The organism is Vreelandella arctica, assembly GCF_037070215.1.
GTDB lineage: Bacteria > Pseudomonadota > Gammaproteobacteria > Pseudomonadales > Halomonadaceae > Vreelandella > Vreelandella arctica.
The window spans coordinates 104,859-127,799 of record NZ_JBANSN010000001.1; the positions used below are offsets into that span (position 1 = coordinate 104,859).

The 22,941-nt window shown below is 54.6% G+C and carries 15 protein-coding genes; 5 read left to right on the forward strand and 10 right to left on the reverse strand.

Going from position 1 to position 22,941, the window contains the following annotated elements; genetic code table 11:
• Positions 1-6: 6 nt before the first annotated feature.
• The gene (locus V8L70_RS00470; RefSeq protein WP_101147698.1) at positions 7-2,154 is read left to right on the forward strand and encodes a TonB-dependent receptor; all 2,148 of its coding nucleotides are present in this window, start codon (positions 7-9) and stop codon (positions 2,152-2,154) included.
• Here V8L70_RS00470 and V8L70_RS00475 read toward each other — a convergent pair.
• The 6 genes from V8L70_RS00475 to V8L70_RS00500 all read right to left on the reverse strand — a co-directional run bounded on the left by V8L70_RS00475 (position 2,151) and on the right by V8L70_RS00500 (position 6,838).
• A complete protein-coding gene (locus tag V8L70_RS00475) occupies positions 2,151-3,182 on the reverse strand; it encodes a FecCD family ABC transporter permease (RefSeq protein ID WP_101147699.1) in 1,032 nt (343 codons plus the stop codon). The two genes, V8L70_RS00470 and V8L70_RS00475, sit on opposite strands and share 4 nt — an antisense overlap.
• Positions 3,179-4,183: a FecCD family ABC transporter permease gene (locus V8L70_RS00480; protein ID WP_101147700.1), complete on the reverse strand. Its 1,005-nt coding sequence runs from the start codon at positions 4,181-4,183 to the stop codon at positions 3,179-3,181. The genes V8L70_RS00475 and V8L70_RS00480 overlap by 4 nt, the downstream gene beginning before the upstream one ends.
• Complete coding sequence (locus V8L70_RS00485) at positions 4,177-5,184, reverse strand: ABC transporter substrate-binding protein (RefSeq protein ID WP_101147701.1); 1,008 nt, start codon at positions 5,182-5,184, stop codon at positions 4,177-4,179. The genes V8L70_RS00480 and V8L70_RS00485 overlap by 7 nt, the downstream gene beginning before the upstream one ends.
• 75 nt (positions 5,185-5,259) lie before the next feature.
• Complete coding sequence (locus tag V8L70_RS00490; protein ID WP_101147702.1) at positions 5,260-5,592, reverse strand: AzlD domain-containing protein; 333 nt, start codon at positions 5,590-5,592, stop codon at positions 5,260-5,262.
• Positions 5,589-6,311, reverse strand: coding sequence for an AzlC family ABC transporter permease (locus V8L70_RS00495; protein ID WP_101147703.1), 723 nt, complete (start codon positions 6,309-6,311; stop codon positions 5,589-5,591). The genes V8L70_RS00490 and V8L70_RS00495 overlap by 4 nt, the downstream gene beginning before the upstream one ends.
• A complete protein-coding gene (locus tag V8L70_RS00500) occupies positions 6,308-6,838 on the reverse strand; it encodes a helix-turn-helix domain-containing protein (protein ID WP_101147704.1) in 531 nt (176 codons plus the stop codon). Before V8L70_RS00500 ends, V8L70_RS00495 begins: the two co-directional genes overlap by 4 nt.
• A 171-nt stretch (positions 6,839-7,009) precedes the next feature.
• Between V8L70_RS00500 and V8L70_RS00505 the strand changes: the two genes are divergently transcribed.
• The gene (locus tag V8L70_RS00505; RefSeq protein WP_101147705.1) at positions 7,010-8,314 is read left to right on the forward strand and encodes an MFS transporter; all 1,305 of its coding nucleotides are present in this window, start codon (positions 7,010-7,012) and stop codon (positions 8,312-8,314) included.
• A gap of 54 nt (positions 8,315-8,368) precedes the next feature.
• Here V8L70_RS00505 and sstT read toward each other — a convergent pair whose 3' ends face one another.
• On the reverse strand, positions 8,369-9,592 hold the full coding sequence (gene sstT, locus V8L70_RS00510; RefSeq protein ID WP_101147706.1) for a serine/threonine transporter SstT: 1,224 nt from the start codon (positions 9,590-9,592) through the stop codon (positions 8,369-8,371).
• A gap of 213 nt (positions 9,593-9,805) precedes the next feature.
• Between sstT and V8L70_RS00515 the strand changes: the two genes are divergently transcribed.
• Positions 9,806-10,135 carry a hypothetical protein gene (locus tag V8L70_RS00515; protein ID WP_008958143.1) on the forward strand — a complete coding sequence of 110 codons (330 nt, stop codon included), beginning with the start codon at positions 9,806-9,808 and terminating at the stop codon, positions 10,133-10,135.
• Positions 10,136-10,209: 74 nt separating this feature from the next.
• Here V8L70_RS00515 and V8L70_RS00520 read toward each other — a convergent pair whose 3' ends face one another.
• The 3 genes from V8L70_RS00520 to V8L70_RS00530 form a co-directional block, all read right to left on the reverse strand.
• Positions 10,210-10,551, reverse strand: a complete 342-nt coding sequence (locus V8L70_RS00520) for a hypothetical protein (protein ID WP_008958142.1) — start codon at positions 10,549-10,551, stop codon at positions 10,210-10,212.
• 134 nt (positions 10,552-10,685) lie between these two features.
• Positions 10,686-19,361 (reverse strand): glycoside hydrolase family 94 protein, encoded by an 8,676-nt coding sequence (locus tag V8L70_RS00525; RefSeq protein ID WP_198556141.1) that lies wholly within the window; start codon positions 19,359-19,361, stop codon positions 10,686-10,688.
• 320 nt (positions 19,362-19,681) lie between these two features.
• The gene (locus tag V8L70_RS00530) at positions 19,682-20,305 is read right to left on the reverse strand and encodes a CDP-alcohol phosphatidyltransferase family protein (RefSeq protein ID WP_101147708.1); all 624 of its coding nucleotides are present in this window, start codon (positions 20,303-20,305) and stop codon (positions 19,682-19,684) included.
• A 274-nt stretch (positions 20,306-20,579) separates the two neighbouring features.
• Between V8L70_RS00530 and V8L70_RS00535 the strand changes: the two genes are divergently transcribed.
• The gene (locus V8L70_RS00535) at positions 20,580-22,229 is read left to right on the forward strand and encodes a DASS family sodium-coupled anion symporter (RefSeq protein ID WP_232774965.1); all 1,650 of its coding nucleotides are present in this window, start codon (positions 20,580-20,582) and stop codon (positions 22,227-22,229) included.
• A 186-nt stretch (positions 22,230-22,415) separates the two neighbouring features.
• Positions 22,416-22,931, forward strand: a complete 516-nt coding sequence (locus tag V8L70_RS00540; protein WP_101147709.1) for a CinA family protein — start codon at positions 22,416-22,418, stop codon at positions 22,929-22,931.
• Positions 22,932-22,941: the final 10 nt, after the last annotated feature.

The window sequence follows — 22,941 nt, forward strand, 5'->3', positions numbered from 1 at the left end:
AAGAAGATGTACATTAAGAAACACTCGGTATTTTGGCCCACGTTGACGCTTGCCGGTTTAGTGACTGCTAGCCAAGCCTATGGGCAGGCACCCGCAATCACTAATCCAGAGTCGCAAAGTAGCCGTGGGGACGCTAATCAAACCATGGTCGTCACTGCTTCACGCACCAATGCCACAAAAGAAGATTCACCTCAAACGGTGCGCATAATCAGCGAGGAAGAGATCAATCAGCAGCTGCAAATTTCCAGCGATTCCTCGCAGATATTAAGCAATCTGTTGCCTTCCTATTCACCCAGCCGTCAAAAGATGAGCGGTAGCGGTGAAACCCTACGGGGTCGAACACCGCTGATTCTTATCGACGGTATTCCACAATCAAATCCGCTACGGCCCACTGGTCGTGAAGCGCACGCTATCGATTTTTCGATGGTCGAGCAGATTGAAGTCATTCAGGGGGCGAACGCCACCAACGGGGTAGGGGCTGCGGGTGGCGTTATCAATTTGATTACCAAACGCCCAGAGCCCGGCTCGCTCAACCAGCATGCTGAGGTAAAGGTGACGACTCCCACCAGCGAGCTGGACAGCGATACATTAAGCTACGAAACCAATTATGGGGTGAGTGGCAACAGCGGCAATATTGATTATCTATTCTCAATGAGTTTTGAGGATCAAGGTCTTTTCCTGGATGGCAATAGCGACCCTGTGGGCGTTGATAACACTCAGGGTGACCTGATGGATTCACGCTCTTATGACTTTTTGGGCAAGGTGGCCTATTGGCTTGATGATGATCAACGTCTTCAATTAACGCTCAATCATTACGATATTGAAAATCATAATAACTATGTCAGCGTAACGGGGGATCGTGCCAATGGTGTGGTGACGACGTCTGAACGTGGTTCACCCGAAGGTGACGCGCCCTATAACCGCGTTTGGACCACTGGGCTAAGCTACGATCATTACGACCTTGCCGGAATGCGTTTAAGTGCCCAGGCGTTTTACCAGGATTATGAAGCGCTGTTTGGTGCCACCAACTCGGCAACTTTCCAAGATCCCACCATTGCGCCAGTAGGGACTTTTTATGACCAAACGATGGCGGCGACCAGCAAGTTTGGCACCAAGGTGTCTCTAACCAAAGATGATCTGTTGGATGATCGGCTTAAACTGACCGCTGGCTTTGATACGCTGCTTGATGAAACAGAGCAGTACTTATATCAGTCAAGCCGGACCTATGTGCCTTCCACTGAATATACTGATCTTTCACCCTTCCTCCAGGCAGACTTTCGTCCGGTTGATTCGTTGCTGCTTTCTGCTGGTGTGCGTTATGAGTATGCCAAGCTGGATATCGGTGATTATCAGACCGTAGCGGCAAACAATGGCGTTAACGTTGAGGGAGGCGATCCCAGTTTCAATGAAACGCTTTATAACCTGGGGGCTGTGTGGAGTCCCGTTGATAATTGGAGCCTGTTTGCCAATTACTCTGAGGGGTTCTCGATTCCCGATGTGGGCCGTGCATTGAGGGGCATCAGTACTCCAGGGCAGTCGGTCAATAACATCGAGAATCTAAGCCCTATCGTGACCGATAATGTCGAGACAGGTGTGCGTTTTGAAAACGGGCGCTTAGCCGCTGAGCTTAGCTATTATGAGTCGTCTTCTGACTTTGGTAGCCGCTTAACAGAAGTGGATGATGTCTTCTATATGCAGCGCCAGGAGACCGAAATCAAAGGCTTTGAGGCCGCGGTAGATTATCAGTTTACCGATCAACATGCTGGTCGCTTAGCCTATTCACGCATGGAAGGGCGCTACGATAGCGACGATAACGGTAGCCTGGATTCTAAGCTATCTGGATTGGATGTATCGCCGGATCGCCTGGTAGCCAGTTGGTCGGCTAATTGGACCGATGAGCTCTCAACCTTTGTGCAGGCTAACTACGCCTTCGATGAAACCTTTGATGAGACGAATCGCGAGTTTGATGGCTATTTATTGATGGACGCGGCGGTGGGCTATCAACTGCCTGTCGGTCAGGTGAATGTTGGGGTGGCCAACTTATTAGATGAACAGTACGTCACTTACTACTCGCAAAGTGCCCTGGTGAATGACGAGCGCTACTTCGCTGGTCGAGGCAGAACAGTCACCTTTGGGTATCGCGTCGATTTCTAATCTTTGTAGCGCGCCCTATGCAGTAAATAAACGAAGAAGGGCGCGCCTATCCCAGCGACAAAGATACCCGCAGGTAAATCTTTGGGTAGAAACGCTACTCGTCCCAGCAGGTCAGCATTTAGCACTATCAATGCACCGACCAGCGCAGAGGCGGGTACTAGCCGCGCCAGATTACGCCCCACTAGCTTGGCAGCCAAGTGCGGTGCAATTAATCCCACAAAGCTGATGCCGCCCGCAAAGGCAACGGCGGCCCCTGCCAGTACAACACTGCAAGCCAGCAATACTAATCGGCTACGCAGAAGCGGTACCCCAAGCCCTTCAGCAACGTTATCGCCCAGTGCCATGGCATCCGCATGGCGGGCGAAAATCAAGCAGATAGGCGCCGCTACCAATACCCACGGCAACAGGCCTTTTACATCGTTCCACTGCGCAGCATATAGGCTGCCGGTTAGCCAAACATAGGCCGTCATGGCGGCGGCGTCATCGCTAATCACGATTAACAGTGTGGTGCCCGCTCCCATGGCTGCCGCAAGGCCGATACCGACGAGCACCATGCGCGATGGGCTGATGCCATCTTTCCACGCTAAGCTGACCACCAGAAGCGCCGACGCCAATGCGCCAGTCATGGCGGCAATGGGTAACCAGTGAATGCTCACCGTCGCGCTTAACAGCGATAGAAACAGCACTGCCGCCAGTGCAGCACCGCTGGTGATGCCAATGACATCCGGGGACGCCAGCGGGTTACGCACAATGCTTTGTAGAATAGCCCCCGCTATCGCCAAAGCAGCGCCAACCACCAGCGCTAGCGCAATGCGGGGTAGCCGCAGCTCCCAAATGATAAACGCGATATCACTGTTTTGCGGAGCGGCCAGCGCACGCAATACCTGAAACGGTGTGGTGGGAAAACTTCCCAAACAGAGCGATAGACCAGCACTAACTAAAAGTAGAAGGCTTAACAGAAGCAGCTTGGGAATAAAGCGTAGGCGGGGCGCTGAATTGGTAAGGGTCAATGCTGCTACCGGTCTCATTGGCTGGTCATCTTGCGTCGTGCTAGATAAATAAAGAAGGGCGTACCAATCAGCGCTGTCATTACCCCCACCGGTATTTCTTGCGGCGGGATGATAAACCGCGAGGCCACATCGGCTAATAGCAGTAAACAGGCACCTAGCAGAGCGCAGGCAGGGAGTAGCCAGCGATGGTCAATACCAAACAGCCCACGCGCCATATGGGGCACAATCAGTCCCACAAAACCAATCATACCTGCCAGCGCCACAGAGCTACCTGCCAGAACAATCACCACTATGCCCAGCAGTAGCTTAATCGTTGTAGCCTGCATGCCAAGCCCGGTAACCATGTCATCCCCCAGTAAAAGCGCGTTGGCATGACGCACCAAAAACGCACTGAGCAGAAGCGCTCCACCAAAAAGGGGCAATAAAGGTAGGATTAACGCGAGGTCACGTCCAGATACGGAGCCTGCCAGCCAGTAAAGAACGCTTTCAAAACTCTGCTGATCAATAACTAAAAGCCCTTGGCTGAAGGATACAAACATGGCTGTGACGGCAACGCCTGCCAACACAACACGTAATGGCGAGAGTTCACCATGGCGGCCACGGCTAAGGAGCACGACGAGTATGGCGGCCACCAGTGCGCCCAAAAGCGCCGCCCACACGTAGTGGGCAGGGGTATGCAGGGGGAGCAGCGACACGGCGACCACCACAAAAAACATCGCGCCAGCGTTAATCCCCAAAATACCTGGCGAGGCAAGGGGGTTGCGCGTCATCGTTTGCATTAACGCACCGGCAATAGCCAAGCTAGCGCCCACCAAGGCGGCAATCAGCGCTCGCGGCAGGCGTTCGGTGAGCAGGATAATATGGGCTATCTTGCTTGGGTCGTAGTGATTAAATGCTGACAGCAACGATGACCAAGCAATATCGGTCGTGCCCAGCATGATGCTGGCAAGAAAAGCACCGAGCGCTGCCAAACCTCCTAGTAGAAGCCCCGCCATTTTAGCGCTCGCGCTGTTTAGCATATGCCTTGATCCACTTGGCGATAGGCATCAAGGGAACACGCGTCGCGGTTAGCCACTATGGTCTCATCAAGCCCATAATGACTGTAGAGATCATCCAGCATGGCGTTAGCCGCGAGGATGCCGCCCCCCATCATCCAACTGACTGGGTCGACTTCAAACACGCGCCCGCTTTGCACGGCGGCAAGCTGCTGCCAAAGGGGGTGAGCCGTCCAGTGCTGGTAATTATCCACAATGGCTGGGTCGTTCGGCTCAAGCAGCACGAAGATGACATCGGCATCCAGTACGGGAATGTTCTCGGTACTGGAAAGCTTCATTCCCCAACTCTGGCTTTGTAGTGTTTCCGGCTGTTCGAAACCCAGTTCAGTTAAAATTGAGCCCGCAAAGCCGCTGGTATAAATGCGCACGTGGTCGCTTTTAAACCGAACGACGGCTACTTTTTGCGGCCAATGATGGCCAAGCTCTGTAGCAATTTGCTGGCGAAAATCGGCAGCTCGGGCCTCCCAGCGCTGGAGTAACTCGCGGGCCTCTGCTGTGTGGTCAGTGGCTTTCGCCAAAAGCGTCAGCGTGGTTTTAAAATCAAATACGCTATTGGCCGAAACGGTCGGAGCAATGGCGGTGAGTAGCGGTGCTATGCGCGCGTGGCGAAAATCGCTGGCCATCACCAGGTCCGGTTGAAGCCAGGCAATTTTTTCCAGGTTGGGCTGGGTTTCGAGCCCAACGTGCTCGACCCCCTCAAGCGGAGCTCGCAAGTAACGGTAGGTAGGTTTTTCAAGCCATGAATCAACCACGCCGACAGGTGTCAGTCCGAGCGCCACAGCGCTATCGGTAGCCCCCTGGTATAGCGTCACTATGCGCGGTGATGTGGTGAAAAAAGTGGGGTTATTTTGGGAAGGAAGCGCTTGGCCCCAACTGGGCACCGCATTTAAAAAAAGTAGCGCGATCATGGCCGTCAGTAGCACACGTATTAATACGTTAAGGTGATAGGTGTGTGCTTTAAACATTGATGTCACTTTACGATTAACATAGGTTGCAGAGCCAAGATGATGGCATGACGCAAAAGCTAATGCAAAGCATTATCAAATGTAAGCTATCACCTGCACTAGCCCAAAAACGGCTACCCCAGCCGCCACTGGCCAGCCCAATGAGCGTAATTTCCACCATACCAATAGTGTCACAGAGAGTCCGACAGCCGTTGCGAACCAGGAGATCGCGCTTGGGTTGACCGGCATGATGGAGACACCCAGTACCGCCGCAATCATCAGCGGGCCAAGAATGCCGAGCCACTGGGGCATGTTATTAATCCCGGTCGCGCTGTTTAAACGGCGTTGCATCCAGAGGAAAGGCACTACGCGCATGAGTAGCGTCCCCAATGCCGAAACCACAACGGCTAGCCAGAGTGCAGTGCTCATGGGTTACACCTTCTCGTTTGAAACTTCACCATATAGAAACAGATCGCGCCGCAGGCGGCTGCGAGCGGAATGGCCACGTTGCTCCAACCGTAAAAGGTAAACAGCAGCGCGGCGATAATGGTGCAGCTCAGCGCCAGCGCCCAGCGTTTGTCGGTAAAGCGCGGCGCGACCATGGTCAGAAACAGCGCGGGCAGGGCGAAGGGCATCACTTCACCGAGCAGTGGCCAGCGGGCGGTTAACGTTTCCCCTGCCGTTGCGCCGACCATGGTGCCGACAATCCACACCCCCCAAGCCAGCAGCGAGGCGCCGACAAACCAGCCAAAACGCTCAGGGGCAGGCAACTGAGGCAGCCGCGTAAGCGCCAGGGCAAACACCTGGTCTGTCAGGCCATGCATCAGCCAGGGCCAGTGGCGGCTGCGCGGTAATAAGGCTGCTAGGTTCGGCCCGTAAACCACATGGCGTACGTTTATGAGTAGTGTCATCGCTACCACCAGCCAAAGCGGAGAGCCCGCCGCCACCATGCCTACGAACAAAAACTGTGAGGCGCCGGCGTAAATCAGCGCTGAAATAGCGGCGGCTTCCCACATGCTAAACCCCGCCTGGGTGGCGACTACTCCAAACGAGAGTGAAACAGGAACATAGCCGCCCAGCAGAGGAATGGCTTCCCGCACGCCTTTGAAGGCGTTGCGGATTGGGGAGTGGTTGGCAGGCTGGTTCATGGCGTGTCGCCTTTTATGCCGTAGGTGATGGTCATCATCAAGGTGGCTTCTGCTTCTTGGGTACGATAAAGATGCGGCTGGTCAGCGGCGAAGGTGATCGTATCCCCTGGCCCAAGCTGGGTAGTGTCGCCTGCTGGCCCCGCTTCAAGCGAGCCGCTAATCAACGTCAGCGACTCGCGAGTGCCAGCGGTATGGGCCTCGGCATGGCGCAGGGTGTGGGGCGCGCAGCGCATCCAATAGGCGTCCACTTGGGGAGTATCTTTACCCTGATCAATTAAACGCACCTGCACGCCATCTTCGCCTAGCGGTACGGTAATGGGCGCCACTAATGTACCGAAAGGGACGTTGAGCTGCACCGCCAACCGCCAAATAGTATCCAGCGTTGGATTACCGTTCCCTTGCTCCAGGCGGCACAAATTGGATTTGGCAATGCCCGCGTCATTGGCTAACTGCGAAAGTGACCAACCCCGGGCTAATCGCAGTGACTGTAAATGTTGACCTAAGGTGCTTAGGGAGAGCTGATCCATAATGGGGTGTCCGGCTGTTCTTTATATAGAACGTTCTATATAAAGAACGTTAGCCTGTCAACGGTGGTAGCGAAAGCTTTCAGTGGCACTCTTTATGCACCTACTTTCTGCATGAACTTTTTTGATGGCCTTTTTTGATGAACTTTAAGTTGTCTGCTACGAGGAAACGCAATGCGTTCATTGGCAATGCTCAAACCGGTTAAATCGATACTGCAGAGCGTGGCGTTGTTGCTGCTGGGCAATGGCTTATTGAATACGCTGCTAACGCTGCGGGGGACTGATGAAGGCTTTTCCAGCGCAGTGCTGGGGTTGATTATGTCCGGTTACTTTGTCGGCTTTATTTGCGGCACCTGGGTGAGCGGGCGATTGATCCGCCGTATGGGTCACATCCGTACCTTTGGCTTCTGTGCCTCTATTTGTGCATCGGTAGCGCTGTTGCACCTTATTTTTGTTAGCCCTTGGGTATGGTTACCGTTGCGAGTGGTCTATGGGCTTTCGTTTATTACCTTAATCACCGTGATTGAGAGCTGGCTGAATAGCCAAGCCGCCAGCCATGAGCGGGGGCGTATTTTCGCGGTTTATATGGTGGTTAACTTGGGCGCTTTAGCCACTGCTCAGCAGTTACTGCGGCTCTCCTCACCGCAAGGCTTTTTGCTTTTCGTGGTCATCGCTATTTTGATCAGTTGGGCGCTGCTACCGATTACCCTGACACGCCGCGTGCAGCCTAAAATCCCTGAGCGCCCTAAAAGCAGCTTAAGGGCGCTTTTGAGCTTTGCACCGTTGGCCGTGGCTTCAGCGGCATTATCGGGGCTCGCCATGGGGGCTTTTTGGTCGATGACCCCGGTCTATGCGACACAGCTGGGGTTTGATATTGGCGGCGTTGGGCTGGTGATGAGCGTGGCAATTATTGGCGGTGCGTTGCTGCAAATCCCGATTGGGCGTTTCTCTGATAAGCATGACCGCCCTCGGGTGATGACCTGGGTGGTGCTCTTGGCGGCGCTGATCGCAGCGGGTATGCCCTTTGCGCCCAGCCATGAAGTGCTGCTGGGGCTCTATTTTATCTGGGGTGGCCTGGCGTTTTCGCTCTATCCGCTGGCGGTGGCCCAGTTGATCGACCAACTGCACCCGGATGAAATTGTTTCCGGCTCGGCGGATATGCTGGTGATGCATGGCGCTGGCTGTGCAGTGGCACCGATTGCGGCGGGTTCACTAATGACGGCGGTGGGGAGCCAAGGCCTGCCAATCTATATCGCCTGCGTATTTGCACTATTGGGGTTGTACGCCATTTATCGTCGTCGCCACGTGACGGCATTGATTACCCACACCGCGCATTTTGAGCCGATGGTACAAAGCAGTGCAGGGGCATTAGAAATGATCTTCGATGATACTCAGCGTGATCTATTCGATGATCCGAGTTTTTATGAAGAGGATGAGCGTGAGCGATTGGCTGGGCTTTTTAAGCCATCCAATAGTTAATGTGGGCAGCGACCGGGAGTGGCTATTATAAAAACCACTCCCGCTAGTGGGCATTTATGAACGCTTCGACTCTTGTGACTGGCAGGCGGCAGCGGTGAAGAGTACATCCGTAGAGGAGTTGAGTGCGGTTTCGGTAGAGTCCTGCACCACGCTAATCACAAAGCCAATCGCCACTGCCTGCATGGCTACTTCGGTGGGAATGCCAAACAGGTTGGCAGCCATGGGAATCAGCATCAGTGAGCCGCCCGCTACGCCTGAAACGCCGCAGGCCGCCAGCGCTGAAACCACGCACAGCAGCAGCGCCGTGGCGAAATCAACATTAATCCCCAGGGTATGAGTCGTGGCCAGGGTGATCACCGTAATCGTAATGGCCGCCCCGCACATATTGATCGTTGCGCCCAGTGGAATCGAAATAGAGTAGGTGTCAGGGTCGAGCTTCAGGCGACGGCAAAGTTCTAGGTTGACCGGAATATTTGCTGCTGAACTGCGGGTGAAAAAGGCGGTAATCGCGCTCCCCCGCAGGCACGTAAATACCAGTGGATAAGGGTTTTGTCGGGTAGCGACGTACACCAGTAGCGGATTGCTCACCAGCGCGACAAACAGCATGCAGCCCACGATTACACCTAACAGCTGTGCGTAGTTGAGCAGTGCTTCAACGCCAGACTCTGCCAGCGTGCCTGCCACCAAACCCAGGATGCCCAGCGGTGCTAAACGAATGACCAGGGTAACGATGCGGGTAATTGCTGCGGATAAATCGCTCAATGCCTGGCGGGTGGTGTCGCTGGCTTGGCGCAGCGTTAAACCCAGGCCGATGGCCCAGGCCAAAATAGCGATAAAGTTAGCCTCCATCAATGCACTAACGGGGTTGGCCACGGCGTTCAACAGCAGATCGCGCAGGACGCTAAAGATATCCCCAGGTGGGGTGCCTTCCACTTCACCTGCATTCAATGAAAGCTCTGTAGGAAAAAGAAAACTGGCCGCCACCGCAATGAATGCGACGATCAACGTGCCAACCACATACAGCACCAGCACAGGGCGCATGTGGGTAGGTTGACCTTTTTGATGAGCAGAGATGGCTGCCGCCACCAGTACAAACACCAAAATAGGTGCCACTGCCTGTAAAGCGGCAATAAATAGCTGGCCCAGTAAAGACACATCGCTGGCAACGCCCGGTGCAAACAGGGCGAGCAATACCCCGGCCACGATACCGATTAAAATCTGCGGGATAAGGCCCAGCCGTATGAGCGGCTGGAAAACTGCGTGGGCGGTGGCGAACATTGCGCAACTCTCAGGTAGTGAAAAGGAGGGCATTACGGCGATGGGCCACTAACGCACCTGAAAGGGGCGGTATTCTATCAGTTGCTTGTATGCTGCGGGCGGCTGTTTAGAAGACTCGCAGGCTATATACTGAAAATGTCGCCGAGTGTTTAAACTCAGCGGTGTTTTACTCGTAACTTGCTGTTTACCTAAAAAAGTCCAAGGAACTTCCCAATGCGTATTAGAACGGTGTTGGTTGCACTCGTGGCGCTAATAGCGTCATCACTGGCGGTAGCGGCAGATTACTATGTGGATATCACGAATCGAACCGGCTATACCATTTACTACATGTACGTGAGCCCGGGGAGCTCAAAAAGTTGGGAAGAGGATGTGTTGGGCAGTGATGTGTTGATGAACGGCGATACTCAACGGGTGACGTTAACCGGGTATACCAACCCCTATTTCGATATCCGCCTCGTCGATGAAGATAATGACAGCTACACCTTCTTGAACGTGGATGTCTCAACTGAAGACATTATCGTGACGCTGGATCATCTCGATTAACGCCTGCTGATGTAGATCAAAATGCCCCTGCCGAGAACGCGGCCAGGGGCATTGATAAAAGCTAAATTAGCGGGTCAAGCCGCAACAACGCGAACTTGTGCCGGTGCTGTTTTGGGTGCTTTGCGCATTGGTTCGTCATTCTCCGCGAGCAGTTCACTCCCGGTCATCTCTGACGTCATTTCAGCTTTCATTTCTGTATGGCCACGCTGCGTTAAGGCTAGAACGTCAGGGGAGGTGCCCCACTTGAGCAGCATCTCATCCAGCAGTTGTTCGGCTTTTTCAGCTTGGCCCCAGCGGTTAAGCAGTTGGGCAATCGCGTAGTCGCACTCGGGAGTGTCGAACAGATCATCCTTGATATCTTGAATGGCGATTTGAAGGCCCGCCAGGGAAAGGTCGTTTAACGTTTCGCTATGCATATCACGGCTCCGTGTGATTGCGACAGCGGTTAACCTGAGGTAACCGCCTGAATTTGAATGGTACCTGTCGGTACGCAACTGAGCTTAATATAGCCGTGAGTGAGAAGCAAATGAGAAAAGCCTGCGGAAAAAGACTACTTTTCGTCGACTGTGTTTGGCTTGATAAACACCTCTAACTGGTGCTGTTTACCATCCAGCGGAATGCGCACTTCGCCTTGCTGGCGTGTCAGTTGCCGGCCATCAAGCTGTGCGCTGGGCGCCTCATCGGTAGTGGTGATCTTAACCGCATAGTGCGTGCCAGCAATGGCCAGCATTGCACTAAATCCTGCCCAATCGTGGGGAAGGCAGGGAGCGATCACCAGCCAGCTCCCTTCCCGGCGGATGCCCAAGATGCCTTCAACCCCCGCGCGGTACATCCAACCTGCCGAGCCCGTGTACCATGTCCAGCCGCCGCGCCCGGTATGTGGCGCAACGGAGTAAACATCAGCGGCGACCACATAAGGCTCGACATGATAGCGAACCACTTCTTCAGCCGTGCGGGCATGATTGATGGGGTTCAGCAGCGAGAAAAGCGCGTGCGCCTTACCGCCTTCGCCTAACTTGGCAAATGCCAGTATCGCCCACATGGCAGCATGGCTATATTGGCCGCCGTTTTCGCGCATACCCGGTGGGTAGCCGCCGATATAACCAGGATCGCGCTGGGGTTGGTCAAAGGGAGGCCAGAACAGTAGCGCAAGTTGCTTATCGTGCAGGATGAGTTCGCGCTCTAGCGAACGCATGGCGAGCGCTGCCCGGTGGGGTTCTGCTGCGCCTGAAAGCACCGCCCATGACTGAGCAATCGAATCTATTCGGCACGCCTCGCTCTCTTTACTGCCCAGCCAATGACCGTCATCGTAGGTGGCCCGCCGATACCATTGGCCGTCCCATCCACTGCTTTCCAGCGCACTACGAAGCGAGATCGCATGGGCCCGCCACCGCTCGGTACGTGTTGTTTCCTGCTCATCCGAAGGGGAGGCACTAGATAGCGACTGTTCACGCTGTTCTGCAAAGGGTAAAAACAGCTCCAGAGTATGCACCAGTAGCCAACCGAGCCAGACACTCTCACCTTTACCTGCCTCGCCAACACGGTTCATGCCGTCGTTCCAATCGCCGCCACCGATCAATGGCAAGCCGTGCTCGCCGGTCAGCGTTAAGCTTTGGTCCAAGCCTCGGGCGCAGTGCTCAAAGAGTGACGCCGTTTCCCCGGCAATCATGGGCTGAAAAAAGCAGTCGTGCTCATCAGGTGCCAATAACGCGCCTTCAAGAAAGCTGACGGGCTCGTCCAACACCGCTACGTCATGGGAGGTGGCTATATAACGAGCGCAGGCATAGGCGAGCCACACCCGATCATCGGATATGTGCGTACGCACCCCTTGGCCGGAGTGGGGCAGCCACCAGTGCTGGACATCCCCTTCGACAAACTGGCGAGAAGCCGCACGTAACAAATGTTGACGGGTGGTGTCTGGGCTGGTGAACGTCAACGCCATGCCGTCTTGCAACTGGTCGCGGAAACCATAGGCGCCACTGGCCTGGTAGAACCCTGAGCGCGCAGTGATCCGGCAGGCAATGGTTTGGTAAAGCAGCCAGCCGTTAAGCATGATATCCATGGCGCGGTCGGGCGTTGTCACCTGCACGGCATTGAGCTGCGTTTGCCAGTGTGCGTTTATCGTGGCCAGTTCAGCGTCAATATCGGCTTCTCTATAGCGGGCAATGAGCGTCTGGGCTTCGGCCATTGAGCTTGCTTGACCCAGCAGGACGATCATCTCAACGCTTTCATCTGCAGCGAGCGTTACGCTGCGCTGTAGTGCGGCACAGGGATCCAGTCCCGCACCGTGAGTACCGGAAAGCGGCGTATTGCTGCGTAACCCCAAGGGCGCAGCCAAGCTACTCCCGTGGCCGATGAATTCGCACCGATCGGCTGTCCAATGGGTGGGTTGAGCACCGATATCCAGAAACGCCACCCGGCCAGGGAAGGCGATATTCCAAGGGTTTTCTACCATTAGCGCGCCACTTTCAGCGTCGGGTCGTGAGATAAGAAACGGCGCTGATCCACTGCGCGAAGTGCCCAATACCCACTCGGCATAGGCCGTCACGGAAAGCTTGCGGGGACGCCCTGAGTGATTGCTAAGGCGTAGCCGCGATACTCTAAGCGGGGCATCTAACGGCACCAAGTGCAGTAGCTCAAGGCCGATACCATCTGACTGATGCTCAAACTGGCTGTAGCCGAAGCCGTGCCGGGCTATATAGCGACCATGATCGCGCAGGGGGTGTGCGGTCGCGGTGAAGAGCGCCAGCGACTCTTCATCACGAATATAAATCACATCGCCGCTGGGGTCTGCCACTGGGTCGTTAGACCACGGAGTAAGCTGATTTTCACGGCTATTGTCTGCCCATACATAGCCCGCGCCCTCCGCCGATACTTGAAAACCAAAGCCTGGGTTGGCAATCACGTTAATCCACGGTGCAGGCGTAGCGTTGCCTGCATCAAGTACGGTCACATACTCACGGCCTTGCTCAGCAAAGCCCCCCAGCCCATTGAAAAACTCAAGCGCTGGAAGGGGGGGCAGGGCAGTCTCACTGGGTTTTGTGGGAGTGTGCTTGGGCAGATGGCGTCTGATAAAAGAGCGTGATGGCAAAGAGCGCTGTTCGGGCAGCGTAAGGGCTAATTGGTTAGCAAGGTTGCCACGATGTGCCATGAACGCAACGCATGCAATCGACTGCAGCTGTGTTCGCATTTCCAGGCTCATTAGGTCCGCGCGCAGCGAAATAACAGCGCCCTGAATATGATCTTTTTTAAACCGCGGTTGGGTTTGGCTGCTGAGAATGGCCGTTTCAATTGCTTGCTGCAGATCCTGAACATAAGAGGCGCCTCGCTCATTAATAATCACCACATCGACGCCTAACCGTTTCATGCGCCAGTACTCATGGGCGCGCAATAGTTGGCGTACCTGGGCAATGTCATCGAGGGTGTCGATACGCATCAAAATAATCGGTAGATCACCGGAGATGCCGTGTTGCCATAGCCGTGACTGCGGCCCTGCGCCGCGCTCGATGGCATCGGCTGGCGCTCTGAAGCGTGGGTCTGGATATAAGATAGGCGCGGCTAGACGCTGAAAATCGGCCGCCTCTTCAGGCTGAATACCCAAGTGGCGAAGCTGAACCTGCGCCTGTGTCCAGGCGAGTGTTTTGGCACGCTCAAAAGCGCTACGGTCATGGTGCTTATCGATTAGATCCATCAATGCTTCGCGGGTTGAGGCTACTACCGTCCAGAAAGCGATGCGGGTGGCCTTGCCGGGGGCGACCCGCAGTCGGTAGCGCAATGCAAACACGGGATCCAGTACGCTACCCACGGTGCCCGATAAGCGTTGGTCTTTGTTCAGCGCTGCAGCGTTCAGCGTACGCCTTCCGCGGCCCAAGAACCTAGCTCGGTCAGTCTCGTACTGCAGCTCACCCACGGTTTCGCCTTCTACCACGGCAAAGTAGGCCACCCAAACCTGGTCTTCGTCAGGCGAGCGCCGTCGCCTTGTCGCAATCAGCGCGTTGAACGCTTCTAAGTATTCGGTCACCACGAACATTTTGGCGAAGGCAGGGTGCGCATTGTCGGCACTGGGTGTGGTCAACACTAATTCAGAGTAGGAGGTAATATCGATATCACGGGCATGCCGGCTGCTATTGGTGAGCGAGAGGTGGCGCACTTCACAATCATCTTCCCCTGACACCAATACCTCCATGTGACTGGTGATATCGTCGTGGCGATGCATATAGCGAGCGTAATCCTCGGCGAATATCACATGATTGTGGTCATCGGTAGCGTCGGGCGAATGTCCGACAGTCTGGCCGGTTGCCGTCCATACGCCGGGGAGCTGGGTGTCGCGTAGAAAAATAAAGCTACCCAGATGGTCACGGGTGGCGTCGGGCTGCCATCGACTAATCGCAATATTGCGCCACCGACTGTAGCCACCGCCGGTAGCCGTTAACATCACGGAATAACAGCCGTTAGAGAGCAAGTGGGTCACGGGCGGGCCACTGGCTATCGTTGCTGCACGGCGAATGGTTTGTGCCTCGTTAATAATCTGGCTGGCGTTTGACTTCACCTCTTCCGCGCGGGGGTGAACAATTGCCACATCGCGCGGCACACGCTCTTGCAGCAGTAGCTCACTGGCTTGAATCATCGGCTCACGGTGAAAGCGCGCGCGCATTTGACCATGGTGCAGGGTATTCGCGATAGCGACGATCGTCATGCCCTGATGGTGGGCCATAAAGCTGCGTACTATGACCACGCTTTCCCCCGCAGGCAGACGCGAGCGGGTAAAGTCGAGCGCTTCATAAAATCCGTAGCGGCCTAGCGCGCCCATTTCCGCTAAGCGCTCAAAGTTACGGCAAGCGCCGTTGGGGTCGACCATCGTGGCTAGACCGGTGGCGTAAGGGGCAATCACCAGATCCGCAGAGAGCCCCCGCTTGAGTCCTAAGCCAGGCACGCCAAAATTGGAGTACTGATAGGTGAACTCCATATCACGGGCGTTATAGGCGGATTCGGAGATACCCCACGGAGCAGAGAGCTGTGTGGCATAGATCTCTTGACGCTTCACGACGAGCCGGTTGGTTTGTTCAAGCAGGCTTCCGCCCGGAGCGCGCATCACTAGGGACGGCATGAGGTACTCAAACATCGAACCCGACCAGGAGATCAGAGCCGAGCCAAAGGAAAGCGGCGTTGCCGCCCGGCCCAACCTAAACCAGTGACGAGTAGGGATGTCCCCTTTGGCAATGGCGAACAGGCTGGCGAGCCGCGCCTCAGACGCCAGCAGGTCATAGCAACTGGTATCCAGGCAGTTGTCGTCAAGGGAGTAACCAATCGACAGCAGTTGGCGTTCGCTGTTGAGTAGAAAGGCGAAATCCATGTTCATCGCCAGGCGTCGCGCTGACGCTGCGATCTGTTGCAAGCGCAGTGAGGGCTCAATCTCGTTTGCGCTTGCCTGACTATCGCGGTCATCGCGGTGTTGGGCCACTGAAGAGTGCAATGCTTCGACCCAAAACAGGACATCTTCGCTGTACGTGTCGGTCTTTTCATTCAGCGCTGCGCGGACCAGGCTCAGGGCTTTATGGGTGAGCTCAGCGATATCGGCCAGGCACTCCGAGGACATCAATGCCCCGTTTAACTGCGCGTCGATAGCTTTAAACTGCAAGGCCAGCTGAACCGTTAACTTCTCTGACAGTGTTGAAGCGTGTTGGAGTGCCTGACACGCAAGGTTCAGCGTGTCGGCAATACCCACACGGGGATCCGCTAAACAGCGTTCCGCCTGCCAGCTCTCGCAGGCATTGGCGATAACGATAAGATGTCCTGCCAGATTGCCGCTATCCACCGTGGAGACATAGCGGGGGTCGAGCGGGCGCAAATCGTGGGTGGCGTACCAATTATAGAAGTGCCCCCTGTAGCGCGGCAGTCCTTGCATGACCTCAAGGGTAGCCTCAAGACGTTCCAGGGCAGCTTGAGTGCCCACCCAGCCAAAATCACGCGCTGCCAAGGTCGAAAGTAGGTAAAGCCCCATGTTGGTCGGCGAGGTGCGCTGGGCAAGCACGGGTTGAGGATCTTCCTGAAAATTATCGGGCGGCAAACGGTTGTCTGTGGCGGTCACGAACGTTTCGAAATAGCGCCAGGTTCTCCGTGCAATCAGCCGTAGCTCGCGTGCCTCGTCCACCGAAATGGTCGGCTGGACAACAGCGCTTTTGCTGCTGCTTAACCATGACGCCACGGCCGGTGCGGCCAACCAAAGTAGCGCCATCGGTAGCGCAATGGGCCAGGCGCTAGTGGCTGTCCAGAGCGTACCGATCGTCACCGCTAGACCCAACGCAGTGCCGGGAGCCATCCGCTGGTAGAACCCTATAACGGATAGCGCAGGGCTTTTCATCGACTGAGCGGCAGACGTCCACTCAAGCAGTCGACGATGGGTAAGCAAAACTCGAACCAAGGTTCGGGCAATGGCGTCCAGCATGCGCCACGCTTGGTCGGGTAAAAAGATGACCAGCAGCAGAATTTGCACGCTGCCTAGCTTCAGCTCATCAAACCAGAGGTGGTAATGGTGGCGCAGTTTAGTTGTGGCCCGGAAGGGGATAAGCGAGGTGGCTAGGGATAATAGAACCGGCGCTCCCACCACGGCTAAGAGCAACAGCGTACTGGCGATGGCCATACTGAGCGGGAACTGCCAACTGACCGCCAGGCTGGCGAGTACTAAGGGTGGCAATACTGAGCGGCGTAAATTGCCGAGCATTTTCATGCGCCCCGTTAGTGGCAGCGCGGGCGCAAGTAGCCAGGGCAGCAACTGCCAATCGCCGCGGGTCCAGCGGTGTTGACGCTTGGCGGCCACGTCATAGCGGGCGGGAAAATCCTCAATCACTTCGATATCGGAGGCGAGCCCCGCTCGGGCAAACACCCCTTCAAATAAGTCGTGGCTGAGCAGGCTGTTTTCAGGCACTCGGTCCGCCAACGATGCTTCAAATGCATCCACGGCATAGATCCCTTTGCCCGCGAATGAGCCTTCTCCGATCAAATCCTGATAAAGGTCTGAAATAGCGGCGGCGTAAGGGTCCAGCCCGCCAGGCGCAGAGAATACCCGCTGATAGATAGAGCCTTCCCCACCGGTAGGCAATGACGGTGTGACGCGAGGCTGCAAAATGGCGTAACCCTGCACCACGCGACGTTGCTGTTCATCCATCAGCGGCTGGTTCAGCGGATGTGCCATCTTGCCTACCAACCGGCTGGCTGCGCCTCTGGGAAGGCGAGTGTCGGCATCCAGGGTAATGACATAGCGAACATCCCCAGGCAGCGGGGGTGGATCGATAAAGGTGGTGTCCTGCGCGCCGCGTAGCAAGCGGTTTAGCTCATGGAGCTTGCCACGCTTACGCTCCCAGCCCATCCAGGTGTTTTCACTGGGGTTAAATATCCGACGACGGTGCAGCAGAAAGAAGCGTTTATCGCTGCCCAGCGCGTGTTGACCGGAGGCTTGTGAATCGCCTGGGGTTTGTAAACCGCCTGGAGCGTGTAGACGGTAACGTTCATTTAACTGCTCAATGGCGGCGTGGGCGGCCGAGAGAAGCGCTGCCTCATGGGGTAATTCCGCTTGGGGAGCATCAACGCCGTCAAGAAGAAGGACGTAGGAAAGGGCACCCTCGCCACTCGATAAGTGGTGCACTTCAAGCCGTTCGATCTGTTCCTGTAAGTCATCTTCACTGGTCAGCAGCGTAGGAACGGCAATCAGCGTGCGTAGATGGTTTGGTATTCCCTTGGCAAGGTCGAGACTGGGCAGCGGCTGGGCATCGATGCAATAGATGATCAGACGGTTAACGATCAGCGTCGCCACTTCAATAATCGGTAGAAAGCCAAATAAGCCCAGCAACATTAGCCAAGGTAAAGGCACCTCGCCTATTTCAAGCGGCAATGAAAGCAGTAGCACGGCCGCCAACGTCATCAAGCTAAGCGTCACTACCGCCATCATTACGATATAGCTGCGAATGCCGTGGTGAATAAGCGTTCGACGCAGGCGCTGACGAAGGGTAGGCGTAAATCCCAGCGTTTGTTCAAGGGTGGTGCGGCCTGAGCCGATTAGAAAGTAGCCGGGGTCGCCCATACGGGCCGCTTCAACCGGGTTACCGTTGCTGGCGAAAGCATGTCGACATAGCGAAAGCACGGTATCCACCACTTCAAGCTCGGCACGCCGTGATCCACGGGCGAGTTGTTCTACCGCACTGCGGTACTGGTTGCGGGTGGGGAAATCCAATTGCGCAAAATGGCTGTGCTGATTCAAGCGCTCGTCCACCAGGCTGACGCCTTCAAACAGCTCTGCCCAGTCGATGCTGGAGACAAAACGCATGCTGGTAATGATATTGCGGACGGTAACGTTTGCGGCGCCTTGGCGCTGCTGTGCGTGTTGAACCATCTCGTCAATGGTTTCACCCTGGAAGCTAAGCTGTTCATCAAGCCAGCCGACCAGAGGGCTGCTACGTGGGTCTAAGCCACGTAAGCGCTTTGCCAATTGGGCGGTGAAGGGCTCAGCCAGTGGCCCTTGGTGAAAATTTAGCGTGTTGGTCTCTACGCTAAAGGTGTGGCGCTCTAGCGCTGATTGCTGATCGGCGGGTTTTAGCCATTTAGCGGCTAAAGCATCCGCTTCATCCCTTGCCGTTTGCTCACTGATAATTTGGTCAGCAAGGCGCCGAAGGTTCTCAATCAGTACAATGCGCAGGGTAATAGCAACGGCCCAAAGCTCACCAATGGTAAGCGGCTGAACGCGTTGATAGGCCATAATAAAAGTTTGCAGATTATCCAGGTCAACATGGCTATCGGTATGTGCCACAAATGCCCAGGCAATGCCGAGCACCCTTGGGTAACCGGCAAAAGGGCCTTTGGCTAATTTGGGTAACTGGCGATAATAACCGGGAGGAAGGTCGCTGCGAATCTCACGAATTTGGGCTTCAACCAGGTGGTAATTATCGAGCAGCCAAGCGGCCGCAGGGACAATGTCGCGACCTTCGGCCAGCGCAGCGGCACTGGCTCGGTAAACACTCAACAGAGTTTTCGCGTTATCGTTGAGTCGCCGCGTTAACGACACTACCTTGGGTGGGCTGCTGGTCACCGTCTGGGCTAGCGCCAGACTGCCTGCGTGCTGCTCAAGTCGTTCCGGGCTGAAGAGCTCTTCTCTTACGGGAATAGTCGAGTCCCACAGCGCTGCAAACGCATGGTGCGGACGCACAAAACGGAGAAATTGATTCACAGATTCCATCCTGGTGAAAGTGCGCTTTTATGGCCGCACAAACGATGCTTCCTTACCAGAACAATGGTCGTGCAGAGGGTTGGCGTCCGTGCGCTAGCGCACATTGCGTGTTTTATTTGCCTACGGTGGGCGAATTTAAGCGCTTTTAGTTAGCGTTAAACGCTACGAGCTAGTTGTTGGATTTGGTAAGGCATTAAGCGATCACTTTCGCTTTTGACCACGGCATAACACTCTCAGCTCAACGGTTCTAATCGCGCTCTATTCACAGCACTAATATTCTACTGTTCTTGAGAGCACATCACTTTATTTATCCGTCAGCATTCGCAATGTTAGTGGGATTCATGCCGACGCAGTGTCCAGTAACCTCCCCATAATCTTGTTGCCGTGGTGATGAGACAGGCAATTGAGAACAGTATAGCCAGTATTGAAAAGTGCTTCGGGAATAGGCAAAAAACCACCAGCGCCATCACCGTTTCGGTGCCTTCGGTCAAACCTTCTAAATAGTAGAACGCTTTATTGGGGAAGTGAGGGCGCTCTATTGCCTGCTGTTTGGCCGCAATCGCAAACGCCAAAAACGAGGTGCCGGTGCCGATAAAAGCAAATAGCAGCAAGGCAGCAGCGAGTGCGTTTTGGGCAGGGTTTGCCAGCGCGAACCCCAGCACCACGGCCGCGTAGAAAACAAAATCGAGTCCGATATCCAGAAAACCGCCAGCGTCGCTAGTGCGGCCACTCAACCGTGCCAAGACCCCGTCCACGCCGTCACCGAGTCTGTTAAGCACAATGACCAGCAGGGCCAACCCATACTGCTCGTATGCCAACAGCGGTAATGCGGAAATGCCGATTAAAAAAGCAGTTAGCGTCACTTGGTCAGGCGTTATGCCTACTTGCTGCAAGGGGCGTGCGATGCATTTTAAGGGGCGATGGGTAAGCGGCATTGTCCAGCGGTCGAGCACTCAATTCTCCTTAATCTTAATGCGTCACTATTTATTTAATAGTAGCGCTAACTTACGTGGGCAATGCACTTATGTCACTGTTAGTAAGCGCTAATAATAAAACTAAAGTCGTTAGACTTTAGTGGCAATTTTGGGCAAATGACTGGACTAATTGCCTATTGCAGTTAATAAAGGGCGCCAAAGGAGAACCAGTATGGCCCTTGGGGCGGCTCATTTATCGCAAAGCTGCCTCCGACCTTTTCTTTTCACTCTGAACGCAAGTGGCGCTTACGTTATGCATAAAACAGCCCTGATGACGGTATGGGATCAGCTATGGCACTCCCACTACCAAGCCAAAAAACTATTGATGTGCGCGCTGCCCACGGGCGGTGCCGCGAAGGCAGCGGCTCCCAGTGCCAAGCGCGAGCCATCTCATCAACCTAAGCCACCTGCCTATACCAACCCACAGAAAATTGGATTGCTGCTTGGACCGCTGCTGTTCGCTTTTGTGGTGATGTTCTTTCACCCTGAAGATTTAAGCTTTGAAGGGCGTATGGTGTTGGCTACTACGTTGTGGGTGGCGGTTTGGTGGATCACCGAAGCTATCCCCATTCCTGCTACCTCGCTACTGCCCATTGTACTATTACCCATTACCGGCGCACTGGATGGCAATACGGTAACGGCGGCGTACGGCAACCCGATTATTTTCCTGTTTCTGGGCGGTTTTATGATCGCCTTGGCGATGGAAAAGTGGGATTTGCATAAGCGTATCGCCCTGTCGATTATTGCCGTATTGGGCACCAGTATTAATAGCATTGTGTTCGGCTTTATGGCCGCGACCGGCTTTTTATCGATGTGGGTATCCAATACAGCGTCGGTGATGATGATGCTGCCTATCGGTACCGCGATTGTTTACCAGGTTAGCCAGGAACTTGAAAAAAGTGATGGGGACCACAGTGACGAAATCGAAAAATTCAGTAAGGCATTGATTTTTGGTATTGGCTACGGCGGTACCATTGGTGGCCTCGGCACACTGATTGGCACGCCACCGAACATTATCCTGGCGGCGATTGTTAATGAGCTGTTTGGTATCGAAATCTCTTTTGCTGGCTGGTTAATGTTTGCTTTCCCTGTCGTGCTGGTGCTGCTGTTTAGCGCGTGGCTGCTACTGACACGGGTATTTTTCAGAATTGAATTTAGTCACTTGCCGGGTGGGCGGGAGCTAATTCACAAAGAAAAAGAGGCCCTGGGTAAAACCAGTTTTGAAGAGAAAGCGGTGCTGGTGGTCTTCCTGTTTGCGGCCTTTATGTGGATTACCCGCTCGTTTTTATGGCAAGGCCAGATCATTAATATCCCCGGCATCAATGACACCATGATTGCGGTGGTCGCGGCCCTGCTGCTGTTTTTGATCCCTTCCAAAAGTAAAGGCGGCTGCCTGTTGGGTTGGGATATTGCCAAAGATGTGCCCTGGGGCATTTTGTTACTGTTCGGCGGTGGTTTAGCGATTGCCGCAGGGTTTGGCTCTTCGGGCCTGGCCGAGTGGATCGGTGGGCAAATGAGCGTGCTGGAAGGCGTTAACTTCTTGCTGGTTATCCTGATAGCGACCGGTATGGTGTTGTTCTTAACTGAAATCACCTCGAATACCGCCACGGCCACGATGATTCTGCCGGTGCTAGCGTCGTTGGCCCTTGCACTGGATATTCATCCCTTTGTACTGATGGTGCCCGCCGCCATGGCCGCCAATTGTGCCTTTATGCTCCCGGTGGGTACGCCGCCTAACGCGATTATCTTCGCCACTGGTAAACTCAAAATCATTGAGATGGTGCGCACCGGTTTTTGGATCAACATTATTGCCATGCTACTCATCGTCGCGGCGGTTTATTTCTTGTTGCCGGTGTTATGGAACGTGGATCTAACCAACTATCCCGATGCATTTCGGCGCTAATATAACCCATTAGCAAATCACAGCCTCGCCTTCGGGCGGGGCTTTTTTATAGCTGTTTTGCCGTTAATTCACGCACATAAACAATGTTAATAATGGCGACAGGCTTTAGACAAATAACGGTGCTTAACTATAGTGCCTCAAAGGTGTAAATGGAGTCAGAGGTATGACGTTATAAGGAGATAAGCAATGGAACTGCTTGAAAATATTAGTGAATATCTAAAAAAGCACGAGCTCAAAATGGCTACGGCGGAATCGTGCACGGCGGGGTTGATTGTTTCAGAGCTAGCGGGCATACCAGGTAGCGGGCAATCGATCGATTGTGGATTGGCTGTTTACTCGCCCGAGGCCAAAAATCGCTATTTATCCGTCAGTTTTGACACCATTGATACGTATGGCCTGACTAGCGAAGTCACCTCGCGCGAAATGGCGTTAGGCGCTTTAAACAATAACGATGCCAATGTTGCCATAGCGAACACCGGTATTGCGGGCCCGAAGCCTCATGATGATATACCGGTGGGAACCGTTTGCTTTGCCTGGGCGTTTCGACATGCCCAAGAGGAATACATAATAGTGGAGACGAAACGCTTTTCAGGTGATCGTAATGAGGTACGTCTTGCCGCTGCGCACTATGCGCTAGAAATGGTGCCAAAGCATCATGGTGATGTATTGGCAGGCAAAGCGCCCCGCGTTGATGAATCTTAATGATGAAATC